The sequence below is a fragment of the Couchioplanes caeruleus genome (assembly GCF_023499255.1).
Taxonomy (GTDB): Bacteria; Actinomycetota; Actinomycetes; order Mycobacteriales; family Micromonosporaceae; genus Actinoplanes; species Actinoplanes caeruleus_A.
In genome coordinates, this window is sequence record NZ_CP092183.1 from 7964220 (window position 1) to 7989154 (window position 24935).

20 protein-coding genes are annotated in these 24935 nt (G+C 71.9%); 5 read left to right on the forward strand and 15 right to left on the reverse strand.

Annotation, left to right across the window (positions count from 1 at the left end; translation table 11 throughout):
• Positions 1-57 precede the first annotated feature (57 nt).
• Positions 58-1284: an MFS transporter gene (locus COUCH_RS36780; RefSeq protein WP_249609739.1), complete on the reverse strand. Its 1227-nt coding sequence runs from the start codon at positions 1282-1284 to the stop codon at positions 58-60.
• A 78-nt stretch (positions 1285-1362) separates the two neighbouring features.
• Between COUCH_RS36780 and COUCH_RS36785 the strand changes: the two genes are divergently transcribed.
• Positions 1363-1953, forward strand: coding sequence for a TetR/AcrR family transcriptional regulator (locus COUCH_RS36785; RefSeq protein WP_249609740.1), 591 nt, complete (start codon positions 1363-1365; stop codon positions 1951-1953).
• Positions 1954-2015: 62 nt separating this feature from the next.
• Positions 2016-2564: a hypothetical protein gene (locus COUCH_RS36790; RefSeq protein ID WP_249609741.1), complete on the forward strand. Its 549-nt coding sequence runs from the start codon at positions 2016-2018 to the stop codon at positions 2562-2564.
• On the opposite strand, the gene COUCH_RS36795 is transcribed toward COUCH_RS36790, so the two are convergent.
• The 6 genes from COUCH_RS36795 to COUCH_RS36820 all read right to left on the reverse strand — a co-directional run bounded on the left by COUCH_RS36795 (position 2545) and on the right by COUCH_RS36820 (position 9083).
• The gene (locus tag COUCH_RS36795) at positions 2545-3960 is read right to left on the reverse strand and encodes an APC family permease (protein WP_249609742.1); all 1416 of its coding nucleotides are present in this window, start codon (positions 3958-3960) and stop codon (positions 2545-2547) included. The two genes, COUCH_RS36790 and COUCH_RS36795, sit on opposite strands and share 20 nt — an antisense overlap.
• A 123-nt stretch (positions 3961-4083) precedes the next feature.
• On the reverse strand, positions 4084-5073 hold the full coding sequence (locus tag COUCH_RS36800; RefSeq protein ID WP_249609743.1) for a zinc-dependent alcohol dehydrogenase family protein: 990 nt from the start codon (positions 5071-5073) through the stop codon (positions 4084-4086).
• Positions 5070-5906 carry a carbohydrate ABC transporter permease gene (locus tag COUCH_RS36805; protein WP_249609744.1) on the reverse strand — a complete coding sequence of 279 codons (837 nt, stop codon included), beginning with the start codon at positions 5904-5906 and terminating at the stop codon, positions 5070-5072. The genes COUCH_RS36800 and COUCH_RS36805 overlap by 4 nt, the downstream gene beginning before the upstream one ends.
• Positions 5903-6787: a carbohydrate ABC transporter permease gene (locus COUCH_RS36810; RefSeq protein ID WP_249609745.1), complete on the reverse strand. Its 885-nt coding sequence runs from the start codon at positions 6785-6787 to the stop codon at positions 5903-5905. The genes COUCH_RS36805 and COUCH_RS36810 overlap by 4 nt, the downstream gene beginning before the upstream one ends.
• Before the next feature lie 100 nt (positions 6788-6887).
• Positions 6888-8252, reverse strand: coding sequence for an ABC transporter substrate-binding protein (locus tag COUCH_RS36815; RefSeq protein WP_249609746.1), 1365 nt, complete (start codon positions 8250-8252; stop codon positions 6888-6890).
• A gap of 69 nt (positions 8253-8321) precedes the next feature.
• A complete protein-coding gene (locus COUCH_RS36820) occupies positions 8322-9083 on the reverse strand; it encodes a DeoR/GlpR family DNA-binding transcription regulator (RefSeq protein WP_199515008.1) in 762 nt (253 codons plus the stop codon).
• A gap of 380 nt (positions 9084-9463) precedes the next feature.
• Between COUCH_RS36820 and COUCH_RS36825 the strand changes: the two genes are divergently transcribed.
• Positions 9464-11725, forward strand: coding sequence for a putative bifunctional diguanylate cyclase/phosphodiesterase (locus tag COUCH_RS36825; protein ID WP_249609747.1), 2262 nt, complete (start codon positions 9464-9466; stop codon positions 11723-11725).
• Here the strand turns inward: COUCH_RS36825 and COUCH_RS36830 are convergent.
• Both COUCH_RS36830 and COUCH_RS36835 read right to left on the reverse strand, forming a co-directional pair.
• A complete protein-coding gene (locus tag COUCH_RS36830) occupies positions 11662-12681 on the reverse strand; it encodes a helix-turn-helix domain-containing protein (protein WP_249609748.1) in 1020 nt (339 codons plus the stop codon). The two genes, COUCH_RS36825 and COUCH_RS36830, sit on opposite strands and share 64 nt — an antisense overlap.
• A gap of 44 nt (positions 12682-12725) precedes the next feature.
• On the reverse strand, positions 12726-13775 hold the full coding sequence (locus COUCH_RS36835; protein WP_249609749.1) for an acetylserotonin O-methyltransferase: 1050 nt from the start codon (positions 13773-13775) through the stop codon (positions 12726-12728).
• A gap of 250 nt (positions 13776-14025) precedes the next feature.
• Here COUCH_RS36835 and COUCH_RS36840 point away from each other — a divergent pair, with 250 nt between their 5' ends.
• Entirely contained in the window at positions 14026-16263 is a 2238-nt protein-coding gene (locus COUCH_RS36840) for an MMPL family transporter (RefSeq protein WP_249609750.1), read from the forward strand.
• Positions 16264-16355: 92 nt separating this feature from the next.
• Here the strand turns inward: COUCH_RS36840 and COUCH_RS36845 are convergent, their stop codons facing one another.
• Genes COUCH_RS36845 through COUCH_RS36870 form a run of 6 tightly spaced genes read right to left on the reverse strand, consistent with a single transcriptional unit; the run spans position 16356 to position 22506 of the window.
• The gene (locus tag COUCH_RS36845) at positions 16356-17381 is read right to left on the reverse strand and encodes a hypothetical protein (protein WP_249609751.1); all 1026 of its coding nucleotides are present in this window, start codon (positions 17379-17381) and stop codon (positions 16356-16358) included.
• A complete protein-coding gene (locus COUCH_RS36850; RefSeq protein WP_249609752.1) occupies positions 17378-18343 on the reverse strand; it encodes a hypothetical protein in 966 nt (321 codons plus the stop codon). Before COUCH_RS36850 ends, COUCH_RS36845 begins: the two co-directional genes overlap by 4 nt.
• A complete protein-coding gene (locus tag COUCH_RS36855; protein WP_249609753.1) occupies positions 18340-19935 on the reverse strand; it encodes a hypothetical protein in 1596 nt (531 codons plus the stop codon). The genes COUCH_RS36850 and COUCH_RS36855 overlap by 4 nt, the downstream gene beginning before the upstream one ends.
• A gap of 18 nt (positions 19936-19953) precedes the next feature.
• Positions 19954-20994, reverse strand: a complete 1041-nt coding sequence (gene pseI, locus COUCH_RS36860; protein WP_275980043.1) for a pseudaminic acid synthase — start codon at positions 20992-20994, stop codon at positions 19954-19956.
• Positions 20991-21458 (reverse strand): GNAT family N-acetyltransferase, encoded by a 468-nt coding sequence (locus COUCH_RS36865; RefSeq protein WP_249609754.1) that lies wholly within the window; start codon positions 21456-21458, stop codon positions 20991-20993. Before COUCH_RS36865 ends, pseI begins: the two co-directional genes overlap by 4 nt.
• Before the next feature lie 4 nt (positions 21459-21462).
• Positions 21463-22506, reverse strand: coding sequence for a glycosyltransferase family 2 protein (locus tag COUCH_RS36870; protein WP_249609755.1), 1044 nt, complete (start codon positions 22504-22506; stop codon positions 21463-21465).
• A 119-nt stretch (positions 22507-22625) separates the two neighbouring features.
• Here COUCH_RS36870 and COUCH_RS36875 point away from each other — a divergent pair, with 119 nt between their 5' ends.
• Positions 22626-24920 (forward strand): putative bifunctional diguanylate cyclase/phosphodiesterase, encoded by a 2295-nt coding sequence (locus COUCH_RS36875; RefSeq protein WP_249609756.1) that lies wholly within the window; start codon positions 22626-22628, stop codon positions 24918-24920.
• Positions 24921-24935 lie beyond the last annotated feature (15 nt).

The following is a 24935-nucleotide window of genomic DNA, read 5'->3' on the forward strand; positions in this document are numbered from 1 at the left end:
CAGCCCGGCGCACGACGCCGGACCGGCGGCATCACCCCGGCGACGCCGGGCCGATGTTCAGGACCGGCGGACCCGCTGGGCGACCAGAGCCGCGCCGCCGAGCAGGACCACCACCGCGCCGTAGACCAGCGCGGTCGCATGCAGGCCGAACGACGTCGCCGCGAGGCCGGCGACCACGGCCGGCAGGCTGAACGCCACGTACGCGATGGTCAGCGCGACCGCGAGCAGCTCACCGCGCTCGTGCGGGTCCGCGAGCCGGGCCAGCGTGCCGAACGAAGCGAGCGCGGAGGCGCCGAAGCCGACACCGGCGAGGACCGTACCCACCCCGGCGAGCGTGACGACGTCGCTCTGGACGCCGGCCAGCGCCACGGCCGTGCCGAGCGTCAGCAGCGCGCCGGCGAGGGTCAGCACCCGGGGCGTGGGGTGGCCGCGCAGGGCGAAGGCGGTCACCGCGCCCGTGCCGCAGAGCAGGGTCACGACCAGGCCGCCGATGAGGTGGTTGCCGAGCCCGAAGACCCCGACCGCCACGGACGGCCCCAGCGAGAGGTAGAGCCCGCCGAGCGCCCAGCTGGCCACGATGACCGGTACGAGCGCGAGCACGTCGGCGCGCAGCCGGGCCGGCACCCCCAGCCGCGGCACCAGCGAGGCGGCACCTCCGGGGCGTCGGGTGGCGGTCTCCGGCATGAGCAGCACCACCCCGGCCGCGATCACCATGCCGGCGAGCAGGAGCGCGAAGACGAGATGCGTGGGGCCGGGGGCGAACTGGACGAGCGCGCCGGTTCCCAGTGAGCCCAGGGCGAGGCCGGCGGGCGGGACGATGCTGTTGATCAGGCCGGCCCGGCCCGGCGCGTGCGGCGGGTTCAGGTCGACGAGGGCCGCGCCGAGGGTGGTCAGCGCCGCGCCGGTGGCGATGCCCTGCAGGAACCGGGCGGCCAGCAGCACCCCGATGTCGCCGGCGGTGAGGAAGAGCACGAGCGCCACCGCCTCGAGCGCGATGGCCGCCACCAGCACCGGGCGGCGCCCGACGTGGTCGGAGAGGGCTCCGAGGACGAGGAGGGCACCGATCAGGCCGACCACGTACACGGCGAAGACGACCGTCAGCGTGACCGCCGAGAAGTGCCAGAGCTGCTGATAGACGACGTACAGCGGGGACGGCGCGCTGGAAGCGGCGGTGAACGCGACCAGGATGGCGGCGATCCCGGCGAAGGCCGCGGGATGCGAGAGGCGTCTCCGGCGGGTGAGCGGCTCGCGGACGGCGGTCGGCAGCGTGGGTGTGGCGGTCATGGCACTCCCCGATTACGAACAGACAGGTCTGTCTAGCGCCCCTGACACTAGACAGGTCTGTCTGTTATCGTCAAACGCATGTCTGCCGCGTCACCCGCCACCACGGCGCGCAAGCCGTCCGCCCGCGACCGCCTGCTCGCCGCCGCCGACGAGCTCTTCTACGCCGAGGGTGTGCACACCGTCGGCATCGACCGCGTGATCGAGCGGGCCGGCGTGGCCAAGGCGTCGCTCTACAGCAGCTTCGGCAGCAAGGACGGGCTGATCCGGGCGTACCTGGAGGGGCGGCACCTGCGCCGGCGCGAACGCCTCCTGGCCGCGCTGGAGCGGTACGACTCCCCCCGCGACAAGCTGCTCGGCGTCTTCGACGTGCTGGCGGAGATGGCGGCGCAGTCGTCGTTCCGGGGCTGCGCCTTCTACAACGCGAGCGCCGAGTCGCCGAGGGGCGGGGTCGTCGAGGAGGTGTGCGACACCAACCGCGCGTGGACCCGCCGGCTGTTCACCGATCTCGCCCGGGAGGCCGGCGTGGCGGACCCGGAGGCGCTGGCCGCCCAGCTGGTCCTGCTGTACGACGGCTCGACGGTCGGCGCCCGCATGGACCGCGACGTCTCGGCGCCCAGCACCGCCCGGGCCGTGGCGGCCGCGCTGCTCGACGCTGCCACCGCTCGATAAAGCACCCGACGCGCCATCCGATATGCACCGACTAGGCGCAATTGTGGTGTCACCATGCGGTGATGGACTCCTGGGCTCGCGCGCCGCGCTGGCTGCATCCGCACATGGGCACGATCACGGTCGACGGCCGGGTGCCGCAGGCGTACATGGTGGCGCTGCAGCACGTGGTCGTGACGCTGGACGCCGATCCCGCCTGGGGGCGCTGGTGGCGGGCCTCCGGCGTACCGGAGTGCGAGCTCGGCATCGTCGCCGAGGGCCACCTCGACCACCTGCGTCCGAGCGCCGACATCCGGAAGGTACGCGGCAAGATCCGCGCCAACTTCACCTGCGCGGCCCCGGCCGGGGCGAGCCGCCGCCCGGCCGAGCTCTTCCCGCTCGCGGTCCGCGAGGTGACCGGCATGTTCGAGGTCATCCGCGAGGCGATCGGACTGGCGGCGCTGCCACCCGTACCGCCCCTGCCGGAGCTGCCCGAGCAGGCGCGCGACCCCGAGGTGACCTGCAAGCCGCTGCCGCCGGACACCGGCGAGGTGGAGCAGCAGGGCTATCTGACACTGACCCAGATCCAGGAATTCTTCGGCGACGAGCACCCGGTCAACCGGCCAGCCGATTGACCCGTTCCGGCCGGTGCGCCCCGGGCAGCCGGGGGTGCGGCACCGGCACGGCCGGCGGGGCCACCACGACCGCCCGGCCGCCCAGCCCGATGCCGGCGTACACGACCGGGCGTGCCATGCGCAGGACGAGCGCGTACGTCACCCCCAGCACGAACGCCGCGGCCGACACGATCATCAGCTCCCGGAAGTGCTGGTACGCCAGATAGCTGAGCGCTCCGAACACGACGGTCGACACCCCGGGCGACAGGAACCGGCGCACGAACCCCTCCCCCTCCGGGTTGCGGTTGAGGAAGAGCAGCGTGGCCAGCGACGCCATGGTCAGCAGCAGGAGGACGCCGAGCCCGCCGCCGAGCGCGAGCCGCTGGCCGAGCGGCACGACCGGCCCGAGACCGGTCAGCACCCCGCCGGCGATGACCAGGCCGGCGGTGAGGCTCTGGGTCAGCGACGCGGGACGCACCCGGGACAGACCCGCGGGCAGCACCCGCTCCCGGGCCAGCCCGACGATGTACCGGACGACCGTGTGGTGCAGCGCCAGCATGGCGGCGAGCAGCCCGGTCACCAGCACGATCCGGCCGGCCGTGACGGCGCCCGGCACGAAGCGCGCGGCGGCCAGGTCGAACATCAGCTCCGGCCCGCGGCCGGCGGCCCGGGCGGCGATCCGGTCCGGCCCGACGGCGACGGTCATCGCCCAGCTGGCGACGGCGTACAGCAGGGTCAGCACGAGCACGGTGAGCGCCGCCGCCCGGCCGATGCGGCGGTGCGGGCGCACCTCCTCGCTGTACGCGGCCGTCGTCTCGAAGCCCACGAAGGCGAGCGCGCCGGCCACCAGCAACAGCCCGAGCACCGGCCGGGAGACACCGAGGTACGCCGGGTCCAGGGCCGCCGTGCTCAGTTGTCCGCCCGGCGGGTCGAGCAGGTTCGCGACGGCGTACCCGCAGATCACCGCGATCTCGGCGAGCACGAGCACCGTCAGTGCCCAGGCCGTCACCTCGACGCGCACCAGCCCGGAGACGGCCACGACGGCCCAGCACGCCAGCGCCACCGTCCACCAGGGAGCTCGCACGAGCGGGGCCGCGACCGCGCCGACCACGCCGTAGAGCCCGATCTGCAGGGCGTTGTACGACAGCAGCGCCAGCCATCCCGCCCCGACGCCGAAGGGGCGGCCGAGCCCGCGTGCGACGAAGCCGGACAGGGCGCCGGCATGTGGCAGACGGCGGGCCATGCGGGCGTACCCGGGAATGCCCGCGAGCAGCAGGAGGCCCAGACCGGCGAAGAGCAGCGGGAGGGCGAGCGGGCCGCCGCCGGCGTACGCACCCGGCACGGCGGCGGAGACGATCGTCAACGGGGTCGCCGTGGCGAGCGCGAAGAACACGAGCGGCGCGGGTCGCGGAGACATCGCTCCATTGATCCCGACGCGGGAGGCCACCGACAACGTCTTGTGACGAGTAACTAACTAATAGTGAGAAGATTGGCACGAACACCGGCCGGCCCCCCGCCAGAGCCGGCCGATGCCCGCGACTCAGGGCTCGATCAGGATCTTGCGGCCGACGCCCGCCCGGAACTGCTCCAGCGCCTCGGCGTACGACGCCAGCGGGAAGCGGTGGCTGACGAACACCTCCGGGTCGAGCAGCCCGGACGCCATCAGCTCGCCGGCCCGGTCGAAGCTGTGCAGCACGGCCATCGAGCCGGTGATCGTGATCTCGCGCCGGTAGATCTCGTACGGCTCGATCTCCACCCGGGCGTCGTACGCGGACACCCCGAACTGCAGGAACGTCCCACCGCGACCGACCCGACCGAGACCGTCCTTGATGGCGGCCGGCACCCCGGTGCAGTCGATGACGACGTCCCACCCGCGTGGGGCGTCGAGCTCGTCGGCGCTCGTCACCGCGGCGGAGCACCCCAGCCGTCTCGCCGTCTCCAGCCGGGCCGGGTTCAGGTCCACCATCGACACCGAGGCCGCGCCGGCCCGCTTGGCCAGCTCCATCATCATCAGGCCCATCGTGCCCGAGCCGTAGATGAGGAACGTGTCGGCCATGGTCCGGGGCAGCACGTCGAAGCCGCGTACGGCACACGACAGCGGCTCGATCAGCGCCGCGTCCTTCGCCGCGAGGTGCGCCGGCAGCTTGAACAGGTTGGCCATCGGGGCGAGGACGTACTCCGCCGCCCCGCCGGACTTGGAGACGCCGATCGCGTTCCAGTTCTCGCACTGGTTGCCGCGGGCGCGCTTGCAGTAGTAGCAGTGCCCGCAGTACAGCGAGGGATCGACCGCGACCTGGTCACCGGCCGCGTACCCGGTGACCTCGGCGCCCACCGCCACGATCTCGCCGGCGAACTCGTGCCCGGGGATGATCGGGAAGGCCGGCGCGAACTCGCCGTCCATGATGTGCAGGTCGGTGCCGCAGATGCCCACCGCTGCCGGGCGGACCACGACGTCGGTGGGGCCGGGCGCCGGGTCCGGCACCTCCTGGATCTCGATCGTGCCCGGCGTGACCACGACGGCTGCCTTCACTTCACCGCTCCCATCGACAGACCTCGGACCAGCTTGTTCTGCGCCAGCCAACCGGCGATCAGCACCGGCAGCGAGAGCAGCGTCGCCGCGGCGCAGAGCCGGGCGAGGAACAGGCCCTCGGAGGAGATGAAGCCGACCAGGAAGATCGGCGAGGTACCCGCGTTCGTCGCGGTCAGGTTCACCGCGAGGAAGAACTCGTTCCACGCGAAGATGAAGCAGATCAGCGCCGTCGCGGCGAGGCCCGGTGAGACGATCGGAAGGATGATCTTCCGGATCGAGGTGAGCAGGCCGGCGCCGTCCACCTCGCCCGCCTCCAGCACCTCGCGCGGCACCTCGAGCAGGAACGAGCGCATCATCCAGACCGCAAGCGGCAGGTTCATCGACGTGTAGAGGATGACCATCGTCCACACGTTGTCCAGCATGCCGAGGTTCTTGACCAGCAGATACACCGGCAGCAGCGCGGCGACTGCCGGCATCATCTTGGTGGAGATGAAGAAGAACAGCACGTCGGTCCACTTCGCGACCGGGCGCAGCGACAACGCGTACGCCGCCGGCGTGGCCAGCACGATCACGAACAGCGTGGAGAAGACGCTGGCCATCAGCGAGTTCAGCAGGAACGGCGTGATGTTGCGGTCGAAGACCGCGGCGTACTGGTCGAGCGTCGGGGTGAACACCCAGGTCGGCGGGTTGCTGGCGGCGTCCTGCTCCTGTTTGAAGCTGGTCAGCACCATCCAGATCACCGGGAACACGAAGATGATCCCCGCGACCCAGGCCACGACACCCCAGACGGAGGTGGCCAGCCGGCGCTTCGCGGGCGCGGCGAGCGTGGTCATCGGCTCTCCTCCATCCGGAACAGGCTCGAGATGACGCGCAGGGCGAACGTGGCCACGATGATCGTCAGGATCACCACGATCACGCCGGCCGCCGACGCCTCGCCGTACTCGAACTTGCGGAACGTGGTCAGGTAGATCTCGTACGGCAGGTTCGTGGTCGCCGACCCGGGGCCGCCCTGGGTGATGCTGAAGACCGCGTCGAACGTGTTGACCAGGTAGATCGAGCCGAGCAGCGCGCCCAGCTCCAGGTACTGGCGCAGGTGCGGCAGCGTCATCCTGACGAAGATCTGCCACGCGTTGGCGCCGTCGACGCGGGCCGCCTCCAGCACCTCCTCGCTCTGCGACTGCAGCCCGGCGAGCAGGATCAGCATCATGAACGGCGTCCACTGCCACACCAGCGTGGTGATGACCGCCGCCTTCGGGTACGACGAGATCCAGTCCGTCGAGCCGCCGAAGAGGCCGTTGATGAGGCCGTACGCCGGGTTGTAGATCGCGTGCTTCCACAGCAGCGCGGCGGCGATCGGCATCACCAGGAACGGCGTGATCAGCAGCGTGCGGACCACCGACCGGCCGACGAACTTGCGGTCCAGCAGGACGGCCAGGGCCAGCCCGAGGATCATCGAGAAGATCACCGCGCCGGCGGTCAGCAGCACCGTGTTGAGCAGCGCCGACCGCAGCCGCGTGTCGGTCAGCACGGTGACGTAGTTGTCCACGCCCACGAACGGGCGGTCACCCGGACGCAGGGCGTTCCAGTCCAGCGTGGACAAGTAGATGGTGACCAGGAACGGCACCTGGGTCACGACGATGGCGAAGATCAGGGCGGGCAGCAGCGGCGCCCGGCGGACCCAGCGCTCCTTGGCGCCGCCCTTCACGGGCGCCACCGGGGCCTCCGGTCTCGGGTCCGTCCGAGTGATGACATCGGTCATTGGTCGGCCTTCCGGTAGGGACGGGGCGCCACACGAGTGCGGCGCCCCGTGCGCGCTACTTGTAGTTCTTCGCCACGTCCTCGGCGAGCTTCTGACCGTCCGTCAGGGCCTTGTCGACCGAGCTGCTGCCGGCGATCGCCGCGCTGACCTCCTGCGACACCTTCGTGCCCAGGTCGGCGAACTCCGGGATGCCGACGAACTGCACGCCCAGCGCCGGCCGCGGCTGCACGCCGGGGTTCTGCGGGTTGGCATGCTCGATGGAGCCGAGGGTCACGTCCGCGAACGCCTTCGCCGACTCCTTGTACTCCGGGATCGAGTACGTCGAGGTGCGCTTGCCGGAGGGCACCCGGGACCAGCCGAGGTTCTTGCCGACGAGCTGCTCGTAGTCCTTGCTGGTGGCCCAGGAGATGAACTTCCAGGCGGCGTCGGCCTTCTTGGTGGTCTTCGGCATGGCCCACGCCCACGTCCACAGCCAGCCCGAGTACTCGGTCTTGTTCACCGGCGCGTACGCGTAGCCGACCTTGCCCGCGACCTTGGAGGCCTTCGGGTCCTCGAGCGTGCCGGCGGCCGAGGTGGCGTCGTACCACATGGCGGCCTTGCCCTGGCCGAAGGTGTTCAGGCACTCGGTGAAGCCGGCCTGCGGGGCGCCCGACTCGCCGTACTGCTTGACGAGGTTGACGTAGAAGTTCGTGGCCTCCTTGAACTCGGGCGAGTTGACCTTCGGCGTCCAGTCCTTCTCGAACCAGGTGCCGCCGTACGTGTTCACCACGGTGGTCAGCGGGGCGAAGAGCTCACCCCAGCCCGGCAGGCCGCGCAGGCAGATGCCGGCCACGCCCTTGTTCTTGTCGTTGAGCTTCTGCGCGAAGTCGGCGACCTGGGCCCAGGTCGGCTTCTCCGGCATCGTGAGGCCCTTGGCCTCGAACATCTCCTTGTTGTACATGAGGAACGACGACTCGCCGTAGAAGGGCGCCGCATACATCTTGCCGTCGTCGCCGGTCAGCGACTGGACCATCGGCTTGATCAGGTCGGCGGAGTCGTACTTCGGGTCCGCGCCGGCCTGCGTCGACAGCTCGTGCAGCCAGCCGTTCTTGGCCCAGATCGGCACCTCGTACGCGCCCACCGTCGCGACGTCGTACTGCCCGCCCTGGTTGGCGACGTCCTGGGTGACCTTGTCGCGCAGCTCGTTCTCCGGGAGGATCGTGAACTTCACCGTGATGCCCGTCTGCTTGGTGAAGTTGTCGGCGGTCAGCTTCTGGATGTCCTCCATCTGCGGGTTGCCGACCATCAGCGCGGTGATGGTGTTGTCCGCCGAATCGCCGCTGCCGGACGACCCGCCGGCGCCGGAGCACCCGGAGAGAGCCAGCGCTCCCGCGGTGGCTCCCGCAATCAGTATCGAGAGCTTCTTACCTGGTTTCTGCACGACGGATCCTCCGTTTTAAGACATGCGTGAGCCGCGCCGATTACGGTGCTGATTGTGTGTGGGTTTTTTTCAGACCCGGATGACTTGGGGACCGAGTCGTGAATAGCGGTGCGCCTCGGACGCCGGCAGACCGGTGTCCGTGACCAGGGACTCGAAATCGGATACCTCGGCGAAACGGCAGAACGTCCGTACGCCGAATTTCGTGTGCAGGCCGGCGAAAATGCGCCGGCGGGCGGCCCGCACCGCCTGGGCCTTCACGTCGGCGACGGCCGGGTCCGGGGTGGTCAGGCCGACCTCCCGGGAGATGCCGTTGGCGCCGACGAAGGCCAGGTCGATGACGAAGCCCGCGAGCATGGTGCTGGCCCAGTGGTCGACCGTGGCCAGCGTGCGGCCGCGGACCCGCCCGCCCAGCAGCAGCACGGTGACCGGGGTGTTGGTGGACAGCCAGGCCGCGGTGTTGAGCGAGGCGGTCACGATGGTCAGCGGCCGGTCGGTGGGCAGCGCCTCGGCGATCAGCTGCGGCGTGAAGCCCTCGTCGATGAAGATGGTCTCGGCGTCGCCCAGCAGGGCGGCGGCCGCGGCGGCGATGCGCCGCTTCTCCGGAACCCCACGGGTGGTACGGATGGCGAGATCGGTCTCGAATTTCGCGGTTTCCACCGGATAGGCGCCGCCGTGCGTGCGCCGCAGCAGACCGTGCTTTTCCAGCAGCCTCAGATCACGGCGAATGGTTTCCGCGGAGACGGCGAGTTCGGCGGCGAGTTTCGCGACGTCGACCTCTCCTTGGCGCCGCGCCAGGGCGACGATCTGATGCTGCCGCTCCTCCGCATTCAATGCGCACCTCCGCCACCGCCGGTATCGGCAGGTGAGCGCTCCTGCCGTGGACCATTTGTAACACCGGAGAAACGTGTGGTCCCCATCACAAGCCACGGTGATTCGGTGGGTCTCTGCCCGTTTACGTGTGGCCCCGGACCGCGCAATATCATCTCACGACCGGACGAAAACGGACGAAGGTCGTGCCCGAATGGTCGACGGCGGTGCCCGGTTCATGCCCGCGGGTGTGAGCTCGGTAGCGCCGGGCGTGTGAGTTCGGGCGTCGGAAAGGCCTCCGGACCGGTGTGCGGCCGGTCCGCGGGCGCCGCACCGGGGCCCCTTGACCAAAACGGTCACGGAAAACGCTCAGCTCCCCCGGCCGCGGACCGACAGACGGGGTCATGGGCATGCTCGCAACCCGGCAACTGACGGCGTTCCTCTCCGCGGTCGCCGACCGACCGGACGGACCCGCGGCGCAGTACGCAGCCGTGGAGTGCGCCGCGCGTGCCCTCGGCGCGGGCTTCGCCGTGCTGACCATCGACTCCGGCGTGGTCGCCTCCGTCGGGCTGGCCGCCGAGCACGTACCCGTCGCCGCCCTCAAGGAGATCGCCGCCGGCCACCGCGGCGACCTCGAGCTCGGCGACACCAGGTACGCCGTCGCGTACGCGCCCGTCGACGGCCCGGAGCCCGGGCTGCTGGTGCTCGGCCGGGCCGGCGACGCCTTCTCCGACGAGGAGGTCTGCCTGCTGCGGGGCATGGCCCGGGTGCTCGAGCTGAGCCTGCAGACCCTGCACGTCATGGCGGCCCAACGCCTGCAGGCCGAGGAGAACGGGCGCCTCACCGCCACGCTGCACGAGCGGCAGCGGTTCTTCGACCACCTCACCGGCGTCCAGCGCCTGATCGCCCGGCGGGCGCCCCTGCAGCACATCCTCGACTCCATCACCACCTCCGCCGCGGACCTGCTCGGCGTCGAGATGGCCTCGCTCAACCTGCTGGAACGCGACGACCCCTCGGTCGGGACGATGGTCTCCAGCGTCGGCTTCGCGCCCGACATCCTGCCCCGCATGCACCGCGTACCGCTGCCGTCGGCCGGCGTCGCGGGGCTCGCGGTGATGGGCGACGAGCTGGTCATGGTCGAGGACTACGAGAACTGCCCGATCGCGATCCCCGAGGTCGTCCGCTCGCACATGAAGGCCGTCATGGCGGTGCCGGTGCACGAGAACGGCACGGTCATGGGCTGCCTCACCGTCGGCACGTACACCGCGCCGCGCGAGTGGGACAAGCCGGCGCAGGACATCCTGCGCGCGTTCGCCGAGCACGTCAGCCTGGCGCTGACCGACGCGCAGACGCTCGAGGCGATGAACCAGGCGTTCCACGACTCGCTCACCGGGCTCGCCAGCCGGGCGCTGTTCCTCACCCGCCTCGAGCGGGCCTTCATCGCCGCGTCCGAGGCCGGCGCCGGCGTCGCCGTGCTCTTCGTCGACCTCGACCGGTTCAAGGTCGTCAACGACTCCCTCGGTCACGCGGCCGGCGACCAGCTGCTCGTCGGCGTGGCCGAGCGGATCACCGCCTGCCTGCGGTCCGCCGACACCGCGGCGCGGCTGGGCGGCGACGAGTTCGCCGTGCTGCTGCCGATGGCGTACGGCGGGGACGAGGCCGTACCGGTGGCCGAGCGGATCCTCGAGGCCCTGCGCGAGCCGTTCGACCTGGCCGGCAAGGAGACGTTCGTCAGCTGCAGCATCGGGCTCGCGTACCAGCCGGCCGCGGGGGTCGAGGACGCGCAGGAGCTGATGGTGCAGGCGGACCTCGCCATGTACCAGGCCAAGAAGCACGGCAAGGACCGCCTGGAGATCTTCGAGCCGGCGATGCAGGCGTCCTTCCAGGCCGGCCTGCAGCTGGAGGCGGACCTGCGGCGGGCGGTCGTACGCCACGAGTTCCAGCTGCGCTACCAGCCGATCGTGCACCTGCGGACCGGCGAGATCATCGGCCTCGAGGCGCTCGTACGCTGGCAGCACCCCGAGCGCGGCATCATCCCGCCGCTCGACTTCATCCCGCTCGCCGAGGAGACCGGGATGATCGTCCCGATCGGCGAATGGGTGCTGCGCGAGGCCTGCCGCCAGGTCGCCGCCTGGAACGCCCGGCGCGGCGAGGGCCACGCGCTGAGCGTCAGCGTCAACATGTCCGCGGTCCAGCTCGACCAGCCGGACCTGCCGGCGATCGTCTCCTCGGCCCTCGAGACCAGCGGCCTGCCGGCGAGCTGCCTGGTGGTGGAGCTGACCGAGTCACTGCTCGTCGACCACCGCACGTCGACGCTGCGCCAGCTCGAGCAGATCAAGGATCTGGGCGTCCGGCTCGCGATCGACGACTTCGGCACCGGCTACTCGTCGCTGGCGTACCTGCGCCGCTTCCCGGTCGACATCATCAAGATCGACAAGAGCTTCGTGGACGACGTCGGCGACGAGCCCGCCGCCGCGGCGCTGACCCTCGGCATCATCCAGCTCGGGCAGGCCCTGAGCCTGTCCACCGTGGCCGAGGGCATCGAGGACGCCGGCCAGCTGAGCGAGCTGACGGACGGCAACTGCGAGCTCGGGCAGGGCTACTACTTCGCGGAGCCGCTGACCGAGACGGCCATGGACGACCTGCTCTTCGGCGGCCGCGCGTAGGACGGCAGCCGGCCCTCGTGCGGGCCCGGCTCCTGGTCGCCGCGGAGGCGGCTCGGCGGGATGCCGTACCGCTCGCGGAACAGCCGGCTGAACTGGGCGGCGTTCGCGAACCCCCAGCGCCGGGCGATCACGCCGATCGGCTCGCCGTCGGCCCGGGTCACATCGCGGTAGCTGCGGCTGAGCCGGCGCTGCCGGATGTAGGTGCTGACCGGCGAACCCAGGTCGGCGAAGAGCGAATACAGGGTCCGGATCGAGATGCTGTGCGCCGCGGCGATCCGGGCCGGGCGCAGGTCGGGCTCGCCGAGGTGGTCGTCGACGTACCGGACGATCTCCTCCAGCAGACGCTCGCCGTGCGGCCTGCCGTCGGGTCCCGCGGGCTCCGGATCCATCCCGGAGAACAGCTGCACCAGCAGGTTCGCGGCGGCGTGGCGTACCGCGCCGGCCATGTCACCCAGCCGCGGTCGCAGCAGATCCACGACTTCGAACAGGGTGCTGATCAGCGCGCCGTGGCCGGTCAGCGGCCGGCCCAGCAGGATCTCGTACCTCGGGCACAACCGGACGACCGAGGCCCGGGGGAACAGCAGCACCCGGCGTCGCACGTCCTCGCCGGGGTCGAGCGTCAACGGCACGCCGCCGTCCCAGAACACGACGTCGCCCGCCGTGACGGGGAACGTCTCGTGCCCGTACGCCGCGACGGCATTCTCGGTCTCGATCACCATCATGCCGATGGTGTCGAGGGGGTCCATCGGGCCGGCCGGTCGGCGCCCGGGACCGGGCTCACCGCCGGGCGGGCCGAACGCGCCCAGGCTGTGCCGCTCCAGCGCGGGATCGAGCACGTCGGCGGGCCCGCCCGGCCGGTCGACGTGCACGATCGACTCCGAGGCGGCCAGCACGGCCGCCCACTGCTCGACCTTGTGCGGGTTGACGGCCGCGGCGGGCTGCCGGACGTGAGTCACCGCCGCACGGTACCCACGTCCGGCAAGGCCGCCGCCGGCGCCGATCAGACCGCTTCGAGCTCGATGAGGCTGTACAGCGACCGGGTCGGGCTGACCCCGGTCCGGCGCCACCCCGACGCCGCGAACAGCGCGTCGAACTCGTCCAGCGTCCGCTCCCGGCCCTCGCTCATGGTGAGCATGTTGAGGTCCAGCAGCGCGAGCGAACCGGGCTGGTCGCCGCCCCCGATCAGGCCCTCGACCACCAGGGCGCGGGCGCCGGGCCGTGCGGCGCTCCGGTAGCTCGACAGGATGCGTACGCAGTCGTCGTCGGACCAGTCGTGCAGGATCCACTTGACGAGGAAGTAGTCGGCCGGCGGCACCGCCTCGAAGAAGTCCCCGGCGACCGCGGTGAAACGGTCGGCCAGCCCTTCCTTCTCGGCCGCCTGCCGCGCGCCGTCGACCACCTCGGGCAGGTCGAGGAGCAGCCCCTCGATGCCGGGGTTCGCCCGCATCAGGCCCAGCACCAGCGCGCCGTTGGCCCCGCCGACGTCCACGACCCGGCGGGCGCCGCCGAGGTCGAGCAGCGTGACCGTGTCCTCGATGACCAGGCCCGTCATGTTCGACATCGCCCGGGCGAAGGTCTGGCCCTCGTCGGGATGCGCGCCGAGGTACGTGAACATGTCGGTGCCCAGGGCCGACTCCACCCGGGTCCGCCCGGCCCGGACGGCCGCGGGCAGCGTCGCCCACGACTGCCAGCTCCCGTTCCCGTTCTGGAACAGCGCCGCCTCCCGCAGCGAGCCCGGTGCCCCCTCCTGCAGCAGGCCGCCCAGCGGGGTGACCGCGAAGCGGCCGCCGGGAAGGAAGGACAGCAACCCGAGCGCCACACCGCCCCGCATCAGCCGGTACGTGGTGCCGGGATCGCTGCCCTCCCGCTCGGCGACGGCGCCGGCGGTGTCCGCGCCGGCGAGCACGTGGTCGACGATGCGCAACTCGGCCAGGGTGCGGACCGTCTGCGACACCCAGTGACCGGTGAGCATCTGGAACAGGGCTTCGGCGTTCCGGCCGGCTTCAAGCTCCGCGGCGCTCGGCGCCGGCAGGGACCCGGACAGCGGCATGTGGCGTTCCCATCAGGAGATTCGATCATTGCGAGGACCGTCCCCACGCTAGGAGCGGGACCGCCGCGATGGTTGCCGGAGCTTGCAGAGCTGTTGCCGATGTCTGCAGGGATCGGGCTCCCTCTCAGGGATCGCCCTGATGCCACCCCCGCCGGCGAATGGGGGTCCAGCGCGGGTCGGACCCGGATGTTCCCAGCTCCCGCCCTGCCTAGGTTCAGTTTCGACACAGAATCCAGCAGGGGGGCCAGCGATGGGCAAGCGACCGGTCACAGTACGACTCGCGCGGTGGAGCGCGGAGCATCCATGGCGGGCGGTGGCGTTGTGGGTGGTGTTCGTGGCCGTCTGCTTCATCGGGGGCAACGCCGCCGGGCTGCAGGAGTCGACCGCGGAGGACATGTCCGTGGGCGAGTCCGGGCGGGCCGGAGTCATGATTGAGGACGGCCGGTTCGCCGACGAGCCGGCCGTCGACAACGTCCTGATCACCGCCCGGTCCGGGGCGCTGGACGAGAAGGCGGCCGGGGACGCGGCGGCCGCCGCCACCGACCGGCTGCGGACCGTGCCGGGGGTGGCGGAGGTCGGCAAGGCGATCCCGGCGACCGACGGCTCGGCCCTGCTGGTGCCGATCACGATGAGCGGCGACCCGGATACCGCGTCCGACCGGGTGGAGCCGCTGCGCGCGGCGACCGCCGAGGTTCAGCAGCGGTACCCGGGGCTGCGCGTCGAGCAGGTCGGCGGCCCGTCGATCAACAAGGCGCTCGACGACACGCTCGGCAAGGACTTCAAGCGGGCGGAGCTGCTGAGCCTGCCGGTGACGCTGGCGATCCTCATCATCGCGTTCGGCGCGCTCATCGCCGCGGGTATCCCGGTGCTGCTGGCGCTCTCCTCGGTGGCCGCCGCGATCGGCCTGTCCACGCTGGCCTCGCACCTGATCCCGGCCAACGACTCGACCTCCAGCGTCATCCTGCTCATCGGCATGGCGGTCGGCATCGACTACTCGCTGTTCTACGTACGCCGCGAACGTGAGGAACGGGCCCGGGGGCGCGGGCACGTCGACGCCGTCGAACTCGCCGCCGAGACCTCCGGGCACGCGGTCGTCGTCTCCGGCACGGCGGTCATCATCGCCATGGCCGGCCTGTTCCTCGCCAACGACGCCATCTTCTCCTCGCTGGCCGTGGGCTCGATCCTCGTCGTCGCCGTCGCGGTGATCGGCTCGCTGACCGTGCTGCCGGCCCTCCTCGCCAAGCTGGGCCGCTGGGTGGACCGCCCGCGGGTGCCGCTGCTGTGGCGCCTCGCCGCGCGGCGTACCACCCCGGACGGCCAGGTCCAGCCGAGCCGCTTCTGGTCGGTCGTGCTGCGCCCGGCGCTGCGCCGCCCGCTGCCGACCCTGCTGGTCAGCGTCAGCCTTCTGCTCGGCCTCGCGGCGCCCGCGCTGGGCATGCAGCTCAAGTTCCCGGGTACGGAGGACCTGCCCCGCACCACCCCCGCCATGCAGGCGTACGACCGGCTGGCGGCTGCGTACCCGAGCAACGGCACCAACCACATCGTGGCCGTCCAGGCCCCGGCCGACCAGGCTCCCGCGGTCAAGGCGGCCCTGACCCGGCTCGCCGGGAGCACGGAGGGCGACCGGCTGTTCGCCGCCGCCGAGCAGGGCGGCCCCGAGATCAAGGTCTCGCCGGACCGGCGGGTGACCACGCTGTCGGTGGCGACCCCGTTCTCCTCCCGCAGCGACGAGGCGGTGCAGTCGCTGCACCGGCTCCGCGAGGACCTGGTGCCGGCGGCGCTGGGCGGGCTGAGCGGGGCCTCGTACGCGGTCGGCGGCGGCGTCGCCGAGAGCGAGGACTACGCCACGCACATCTGGCACAAGTTGCCGATCGTGGTCGGGTTCGTGCTGCTGCTGACGTTCCTCGTGATGGCGTGGACGTTCCGCTCGGTGGTCGTGGCGCTCACCTCGATCCTGCTGAACCTGCTCTCCGCGGGGGCGGCGTACGGCCTGCTCGTGCTGGTCTTCCAGAACACCTGGGCGGAGGGCGCGCTGGGCTTCACCTCGATGGGCGCCATCGTCACGTGGCTGCCGCTGTTCCTGTTCGTGGTGCTGTTCGGCCTGTCGATGGACTACCACGTGTTCGTGGTGAGCCGGATCCGCGAGGCGGTGCTGCGGGGCGTGCCGAACCGTGAGGCCGTCGCCGAGGGCATCACCGGCTCGGCGGGCGTGGTCACCAGCGCCGCCATCGTGATGGTCGCGGTCTTCTCGATCTTCGCCACGCTGTCCACGATCGACATGAAGCAGCTGGGCGTGGGGCTGGCCGCCGCGATCCTGCTGGACGCGACGCTGATCCGGGCGGTCGTGCTGCCGGCGCTGATGACGCTGCTCGGCGACGCGAACTGGTGGGCCCCGCGCCTGCTCCGCGGCCGCGGACGGCACGCCGCACACGGCCCGGCCGTCACGCCGCGCGCCGAGGAACCCCGCGAGCTGGTGGAGGTCGGCTGAGAAGGAACGGACGGTGCAGGAGGGCCGGGGGTGGACGTGGCGGCGTTCACCCCCGGCCCCGTTCTGCGCCCACCCGGGGCGAAACCCATGGATCAGAGCTTGGCAGCGACCCTACAGCAGGCTCCCGGCTCCGTGGGACGGTTCGACGACGCGACGATGTCCCGCAGGGTCACGCCCTCGGCCCGTTCCACGACGATCGGCGACCACGAGTCGCCCGTGCCGGTTCCGCGCAGCGTGCAGTCGCGGATCGTGGTGTCGCGGTACCGCAGGACGCTGACGTGGCCGTCCACCTCGCTGCGGCCCCAGCCGGCGACGCGGACCGCGTACCGGGGACCGTGCCAGCTCACGCAGACCCCGGAGATGTCGATGGCGGAGCCGACGTGCTCCGAGGAGGTGACGAAGCGGTCGGTGTTGTCGCCCGGGAGCAGCCGGAAGCCCATCTCGACGTCGCGCAGGCAGGCCCCCTCGACCCGGACGTCGTGCACCGAGCTGAGATAGAAGCCCTCGATCGCGTCGGTCACCCGCAGGTCGGTGATCGTGAGGCGGTGCGGGTGGTACGTGGGTCCCTCGATCGTGGACACGTCCGCGCCGACCGCGCCCCAGTGCACCGCGACGCCGGTGTAGCCGCCGCGGATCGTCACGTCGTGCACCGAGGTGTCGCGGACCGCGCCCATGATCGCGATGCAGTTGGCGTGCTTCTCGCCCGGGCGCTCGACGTGCACGCGGCGGATGTCGACGCCGGAGATCCATCCGGGGGCCGCCGGGTAGAGGTAGTCGCCGACCGTGATCGCCGTGCCGCGGTCGCCGCCGTGCTCACCCGGATCCGCCGGAGGCGGCCGCAGACCCAGATCACTCACGGACACGTCGGAGCCGACGATGTGCAGCACCGGGTGCCCGGTTCCGCCGGCCGGCTCCAGCCAGGTGCGGGGGCGCCCGCCGTTCGCGCCGGCCACCTCCGAGCCGCGGACGCTCCAGCCGCCGGGGACGCGCAGGCCGTCGGCGAGCGCGTGCGTACCGGGCGGAAGTTCGAGCTTTCCCGCGGGGACGGTGTCCAGCACCTCCTGCAGCAGGCGGCGGTTGCGGTGCGGGTCGGCGCCGAGCTCCGGGCGGTGGATCATCGGCCCGGCACCACGACGCGGCAGGACAGGCCCCGATCGCCCGGGTCGAGACCGATCAGAACCGGTCCCTCGGCGGTGCCGGTGCGGCGCACGTCGAGGCCACCGGCACCGCGGCCCACGACCTCCAGGCCGACGGGTACGCCGGTCAGCAGATCGATCGCCTGCACACCGACGCCGGCGTGCGGGCGGGACCTGTGCACCTCGGCCACCACGCGGGTGCCGGCGCGGCGGGCGGCCCGGAGCACCTTGAACCCGGCGCGGGCCGGCTTGCGGCGGGTCCACCTGTTCGACGGGGAGCGCGGGAGCGGCGGGGCGGGCGTCACCGGGGACAGTTCCAGGCGGAACCGCTCGGGGCTGCCGGGCGGCAGGACGGCGAGGTCACAACCCGTGGCAGGGTGTGCGGCCGGTGCTGCGGTCGTCGCCGGCTGTGCCCGTACCGAAATCGTGTCGATCCGCACGCCCAGCGCGGAACGCGCGGAATACCGGCCCTCCGCCCACCCGGGTCGCGGGGGTTCGGCGAGCTCGACCATCAGCAGGCCGTCGCCCTCCAGCTCGGCCGCGGTCAGGTCGAACTCGAGCGTGAGCTTCGCGCCGCCGGCCCGCCGCAGGCCCTGGCGGCGGGCCAGCACGGCCGCCCCCCGCAGCCGGCCCTGCGCGCGCAGCAGCACCACCCGGGGCAGCTCGGGGGCGAGCCGCGACGGGCGCACCCGGTCGGACCACCAGCGGGTGCCCACCTCGTCGAGGTGGATCCGCACGGCGACCCGGGTGCCGACGCCGGGGCTGCTGACCTTGAGGCCGACGGCGCCGTGGTCGCCGGTCACCCGGCCCACGATGCCCTGGCCGCGCACCACCTGGTCGACGATGCCCAGGCCGGGGTCGCGGCCGCTGGTCACCTCGATCGGCAGGCCCTCGATGACGTGCTGCGGCTCGTCGTAGTCGGTGGCGAACCAGGACCCGATCATGCGCCGGTCCCGAGGGTCCGGAAGTCGGTGCGGGTGAGCATCGGCTCCCTGCGAGTCCACATGCGCTCGACGGACGAGAACAGCGGGTCGGCGTCGGCCTCGATGTGCCGGAACGTCGCGCGCATGGTCTTGAGCAGCGTGTCCGCCGGCCAGACCTCCCACTGTGGAACGAGCGGGGTGACCACGTCGGTGCCGCTGCGGTAGAGCCACAGCCACAGCCGGGCGCGCCGGACCTGCTCCTCGCTGACCAGGTCGACGCCGTCGCGGATCGCCGCGATGCTCTGCTCGAGCGTCTTCCAGTACGCGTCCTGGTCCTCCACCACCGTGGACAGCCCGCACGAGCTCCACTCCGACCAGCCCGCCTGGATGACCGGGATCCCGTACGCCGGCAGCTCGTTGCTGACGCTGCCGCGCACGGTGACGCCGAGGTCGGTGAGGCTCCACAGCGCGTTCTTGCTGAGCGTGGCGCTGGGCCGGAACGCCATGTGCTTCACGCGCTTGTACTGCGCGGCGACGGAGTCGAAGAAGCCGGTCGAGTCGTAGAGCGCCTGGCTGGGGTGGTCGAGGAAGAGCCACTGCGCGTCGGTGTTCCCGGCGGCGTGCGCGGTCGTGTCGGCGAACCAGTCGGCGAGGCTCGGGAACAGCTCGCGGTTGGTGCCGAGCGCGTCCGACACCGCGTGGTTGAAGACCGTGACGACGGGCCGCGCCGGGTCGAAGCCCAGCCGGTCGACGACGTGGGTGCGCAGCCGCGCCCGTTCCGCCGGGTTGTTGAGGTCGACGGACGCGGTGACGCCGCCGCGCCACCAGCTCGGCCGGCCGAGGTTGACCTTGGCCCGCCAGGCCACCAGCTCGGCGTTCGGCCGCAGCTGCTCGTGCCGGGGCCAGATCTGCGTCTCGAAGACGTCGCCGATCTGCCGGGTGAGCTCCTCGCGGAACGTGCCGGTGCCGGTGTCGGTCTCCGGGTAGAGCCCGTACGCCTTCAGGCAGCCGGTCTGCTGGGTGTGGATGATCGGCACCCGGGCACGCCGGGCGGACTCGACGGCCAGCCCCCACTGGTCGTAGTCGACGTGGCTGGTGACCAGCGCGACCACGTTGCGCCGCATCAGCTCCTCGTAGAAGTCCGAGAGCCGGGTGGCGTACGCGTGCCGCAACCGGTAGTCCGGCCGCGCCCGGTAGCCCTCGGGCAGCCGCGGCACCTTGGCCAGCCGGCAGTACGTGGCGTCGGTGTAGGCCACGATCGTCTCGTCCGCCCGGGCCGGCGTGTCCGACTGCCGGATCCGCTCCCACACGTCGATGACCTCGGACGCGGCGAACGCCTCGGACACCTTGCGGACCACGCCGACGTCGAAGCCCTTCCACAGCGTGCGCATCCACGCGTCCTCGACGCCGGTGAGCACCACCATCCGCGCCGGGTGCAGCTTGCGGATGGCGTTGGCGAACGCCAGGTTGCGCAGGTTCACCCGGATGTCCAGGTGGAACGCCTCCACCACGACCACCGCGTCGTCAGCGGGGTGCGGGAGGTTCTTCTCCCAGTAGACCGCCGCCGACTCCAGGAACCACTGGAGCTCCTTGCTGTTCGCGTTCAGCCACACCGTCTTGTTCCGTGCCTCTCAGATCAGGTCCCAGGACAGCGGCGTGCCCTTGGCCGCGTCCCGCTGGAAGGTGCGCCCGAGCACCAGGCCGATGGTGTCGGGGGCCAGGCCGCCGGTCGGGCGGATGGAGCGGACGTTCTCCTCGGTGACCGGGTCGCCCGCGCGCACGTCGGTCACCACGTAGAGGGAGCGACGGAAGCGCAGACCCTCCTTCTCGGCCTCGGTCGGGCCGATGGCGGTCGTGCCCAGCGCCTGCCAGGCCCGTTCCGACTCGACGACCAGCGCGGCGAGCTCCTGCGGCTCCAGTGAGAAGGCCGAGTCCACGCCGCCGTCGCGGCGGTCCAGCGTCACGTGCTTCTCGATCAGGCAGGCGCCGAAGGCCACGCTCGCCACCGGTACGCCGATGCCGAGCGTGTGGTCGCTGAGCCCGATCGGCACCCGGAACGCCTCGGCGAGCACCGGGATGCGCCGCAGGTTGGTGTGCTCGGGCGGGGCCGGGTACGACGCGGTGCAGGAGAGCACGACGATGTCCCGGCAACCGGCGCCGCGGGCGGCGTCCACCGCGGCGGCGATCTCCTGCACGCTCGCCATCCCGGTGGAGATGATCAGCGGCTTGCGGGTGCTCGCGCAGAGCCGGATCAGCGGCAGGTCGGTGATCTCCGACGAGGCGATCTTGTACATCGGGGCGTCGAGCTTCTCGAGCAGCTCCACCGCCGTACGGTCGAACGGGCTGGAGAACGGCGTCAGGCCGCGTTCCCGGGCGCGTTCGAAGATCGCCTCGTGCCACTCCCAGGGCGTGTGCGCGCGCTCGTACAGCTGGTAGAGGTACTCGTCGCCCCACAGCTCGTGGCCCTGGGAGATCTGGAAGCGCGGGTGCTTCACGTCCACGGTCATCGTGTCGGCCGTGTACGTCTGGATCTTGATGGCGTGGGCGCCGGCCCCGGCCGCCGCGTCCACCAGCGCCAGCGCGCGGTCGAGGGAGCCGTTGTGGTTGCCCGACATCTCGGCCACGATGTACGGCCGCCGCCCGGCGCCGATCTCCACGTCGTCGACGATCACTGCTCAGTTCCCCTCTCGGTCCACACCACGGTCTGCGGCGTGCCGTCGATCAGCCGTTCGTAGCGCCGGGTCTCGGCGAACCCGAAGCGCCGGTGCAGGGCCAGCACCTGCTTGTTGCTCGCCAGCGTCTCGCCGCCCAGCCGGGTCAGGCCCAGCTCGCCGAACGCGTACCGGACCGCGGCCTGCTCCAGGCGCATCCAGGTGGGCAGCAGGTCCCCGCCGAGCCCGGCGACGTCCAGGTAGAAGCTCCAGCTCGGCGGATCCTCACGCAGGTCGAAGATGACGACGCCCTTGTCGTCGAAGATCAGGACGTGCCGCCGCGGGTCCGCGAGCGCGGCGTCCCACCACTTCGCGTGCTCCTCCGGCGTGATGACGTGCGTGGTCAGGCTGACCGCGCGGACGTCCGGGTGGTTGCGCCAGGTGAGAACGGTGTCCCGATCGGCATCGACGGCAGCTCGCAGCACCGCGTCACCGTAGGGAGGCTGTTTGAGCCCGTTGTGGCGCCGAGGCGAGGGCCGGGGAAACCGCAGGTGACAGCTCGGGGTCGCGCTTGGCCATCCGGTACGCCTGCCGGAGCACTGCGTACAGCGGGTAGTTGTCGAGGCGGACCAACCGGTGCTTGATCCCCGCGTCCCCGGGGTGGCCCGCGGGCAGGTGGCGGCGGTAGTGCGCGGCCAGCCGCTTGAAGAAGGCCCGGCGCGCGCCCGGCTGCAGGCGGCCGTCGTTGCCCGCCACGACCAGCAGGTGGTTGACCATCAAGGTGAACAACTGGTGGCGCAGCCACGGCTCGGGGTTGCGGGCCTCCACCCAGGCGAGCATCCGGTCGTACTGGTCGAAGGCCTCGAAGTGGCGCTCGCTGCGGGTCGCGGTGATCGCGCCGAGCCGGCCGATGCGGTAGTGGTAGCAGACCCGGTCGAGGACGGCGACGGTCTTCGCGCCGATGAGCACCGGGTTGCTGAACGGGACGTCCTCGTACCAGCCGGGCAGGAAGCGCAGGTCCAGCTCGGCCAGCAGCCCGCGGCGCACGATCCGGTTCCAGGCGGTGTGCTGCAGCTTGATCAGGCTGGGCAGCCGGGGGTCCCTGAGCGCGGCGCTGCTCGCGTCGGGCTCCAGCCGGCCGTTCTCGTGCACCCGCAGGTGGTCGACGAGCAGCACGTCGGGGCGCTCGGCGCGCAGCCGCTCCAGCACCGCCCGTACCGAGCCGGCCGGCAGCCAGTCGTCGCTGTCGACGAACCAGACGTACTCGCCGCTCGCCTCGGCCAGGCCGGCGTTGCGGGCCAGCCCCAGGCCGACGTTGCTGCTCAGGTGCACCACGCGCAGGTCGCGGTGGCGGGCCGCGTACGCGTCCAGCATCTCCCCGCAGCCGTCCGGCGAGGCGTCGTCGACCGCGATGACCTCGACGCAGGCGGACTCCTCGGCGGTCAGCCCGGCGCGGATCGACTCCAGGCACTGGTAGAGGTAGCCCTCGACCCCGTACACCGGGACGACCACCGACAGCAGCACGGCATCCATGCCCATCACGCTCGACGGCCAAGGTGACCAACGGCGGAACCCCGGTTGTCCGGGACACGTCCGGGGCGAGGCGAGCCGCAATTCCTCACCCCCGCCCTCCGGCGACCGATCTGGTGCACGTGACGACCGATCGCCTGCTGCGCGCCTCAGGAGCCTGCGCGGGTCTCGCGGCGGCCTGGTTCCTGGTGAACCTCGTGCACCCGGTCGGGCCCCGCGTGCTGCTCTGGCTGCCCAGCGTCGTCGGCGGGATCATCCTGTTCCTCGCGCTGGTGCGCACGGCCCGTACGCAGGCCCTGCCGCTGCCCACCCGCCGGTTCTGGGGGCACATCGCCACGGCCATGGCGTTCATCGGCGTGGGCATCTCGTCCCAGGCGGTCGACGTGCTGACCGAGACGCACCCGGGCGGCCAGCAGACCGGCCCGGTCATGCTCGTCTCGTGCGGCCTCGGCGTGCTGCTCATCATGTACGCCCTGTTCCGCCTCCCCCTGGACCGCCACTCGCCGGGCGAGCTGGTACGCGTGGTGCTGGACGCGGCCACCGTGATGCTCGCGGCCGCCGTGTTCCTCTGGCACTTCAGCACCCAGCCCGCGCTGCACCAGAACGACGGGACCGGTGTCTACCTGTCCCTGATGGTGACGGTCATCGCCATGCTCGCGGTGTTCGCCGTGGCGAAGTTCGTGCTCTCCAGCCACACGTACATCGCCAACTCGGCGCTGCGGCTGCTGGGCGTCGCGATGTTCGTGGGCGCCGTGGCACCGATGTTCCGGCCGACGTTCGAGGCGGTCGACGTCAGCCTGTTCCCCGACATGGTCAGCACGCCGCTCATCTACTGGATCGCCGCCGTCGCCGCGGCGCGCCAGCGCAGCGCCGGGAACCGCCGGTCGCGCGGCCCGGTCGCGCCCCGGCGGAGATCGTTCAGCCTGCTGCCGTACGCGGCCGTCGCGGGCGTCGACGGCCTGCTCGTGTGGGTCACCTGGACGCACAGCTCGGACACCGGCGTGGTGGTCGGCTCCGCGGTGCTGCTGACCGCGCTGGTCGTGCTGCGCCAGGTCACCGCGTTCCGCGACAACAGCCGGCTGCTGGCCCGCCTCGACCACAGCGCCACCCACGACGGCCTGACCGGGCTGGCGAACCGGGCGCTGTTCCAGACCCGGCTGCACACCGCGCTGACCGCCCCCGGCGACCGGCCGGTGGCCGTGGCGCTGATCGACCTGGACGACTTCAAAGAGGTCAACGACACCCTCGGACACGAGGTGGGCGACCTGCTGCTGGCCGAGGTGGCGCAGCGGCTGGCCGCGTGCGTGCGGGCCGGCGACACGGTCGCGCGGCTGGGCGGCGACGAGTTCGTCGTGGTCCTCGACGACGCGGACCCCGCCGCCGCCGACCTGGCCGCCGAGCGGATGACGCAGACGCTGCACGAGCCGGTGCACGCCGACGGCCACGAGCTGCCGATCCGGGCCAGCATCGGCATCGCGGACGGGCACAGCGGCGACGACGCGTCCGTGCTGCTGCGCCGCGCCGACGTCGCCATGTACGCCGCCAAGAAGCTGACCGGCACGACGTACCTGCACTACGCCCCGACGATGGCGACCGCGGGCGCGGACCACGCGCACCTCGGCGCCGAGCTGCGCGAGGCCATCGCCGACGACCAACTCTTCCTGCTGTACCAGCCGATCGTGGCGCTCGACGACGGCCGGATCATGGGCGCGGAGGCGCTGGTCCGCTGGGCCCACCCGCTGCGCGGGGCGCTGGCGCCGGACACGTTCATCCCGGTGGCCGAGCGCACCGGGCTCATCGTGCCGCTGGGCCGGTGGGTCATGCGGACGGCGTTCGCGCAGCTCGCCCGCTGGATGGCCGAGCACGGCGACGCCGCCCCGGGCGTCCTCAACGTCAACGTGTCGGCGCGTGACCTGCGCGAGCCCGGCTTCGCCGACGACGTCGCGGCCCTGCTCGCCGAGTACGCCCTGCCCGCCGACCGCATCGTCCTGGAGATCACCGAGACGATGGCGCTCGAGGGCGGCCAGCCGGTGCTCACCCTGCACCGGCTGCGGGCGCTGGGCGTCCGCATCTCCCTCGACGACTTCGGCACCGGCCACTCGACGCTGACCCTGCTGCACGACTGCCCGATCGACGAGATCAAGCTGGACCGCTCGTTCACCCAGTCGCAGATCGACGACCGGCCGCCGGTCTCCGCGGCGGTCATCCACCTCGCCCAGGCGCTCGGGCTGCACGCGGTGGCCGAGGGCGTGGAGACGGCCGACCAGGCGGAACAGCTGCTGGCGCTCGGCTACATCGCGGCGCAGGGTTACCACTTCGCCCGGCCGATGCCGCCCGAGCTGCTCAGCGAGCTGCTCGCGGCGGGCAGTTCGCTCGCGCCCGCCCTTTCAGGGTTGCCGGTGGCCGGACGCGGGTAGGGAATGGTGCGTAGG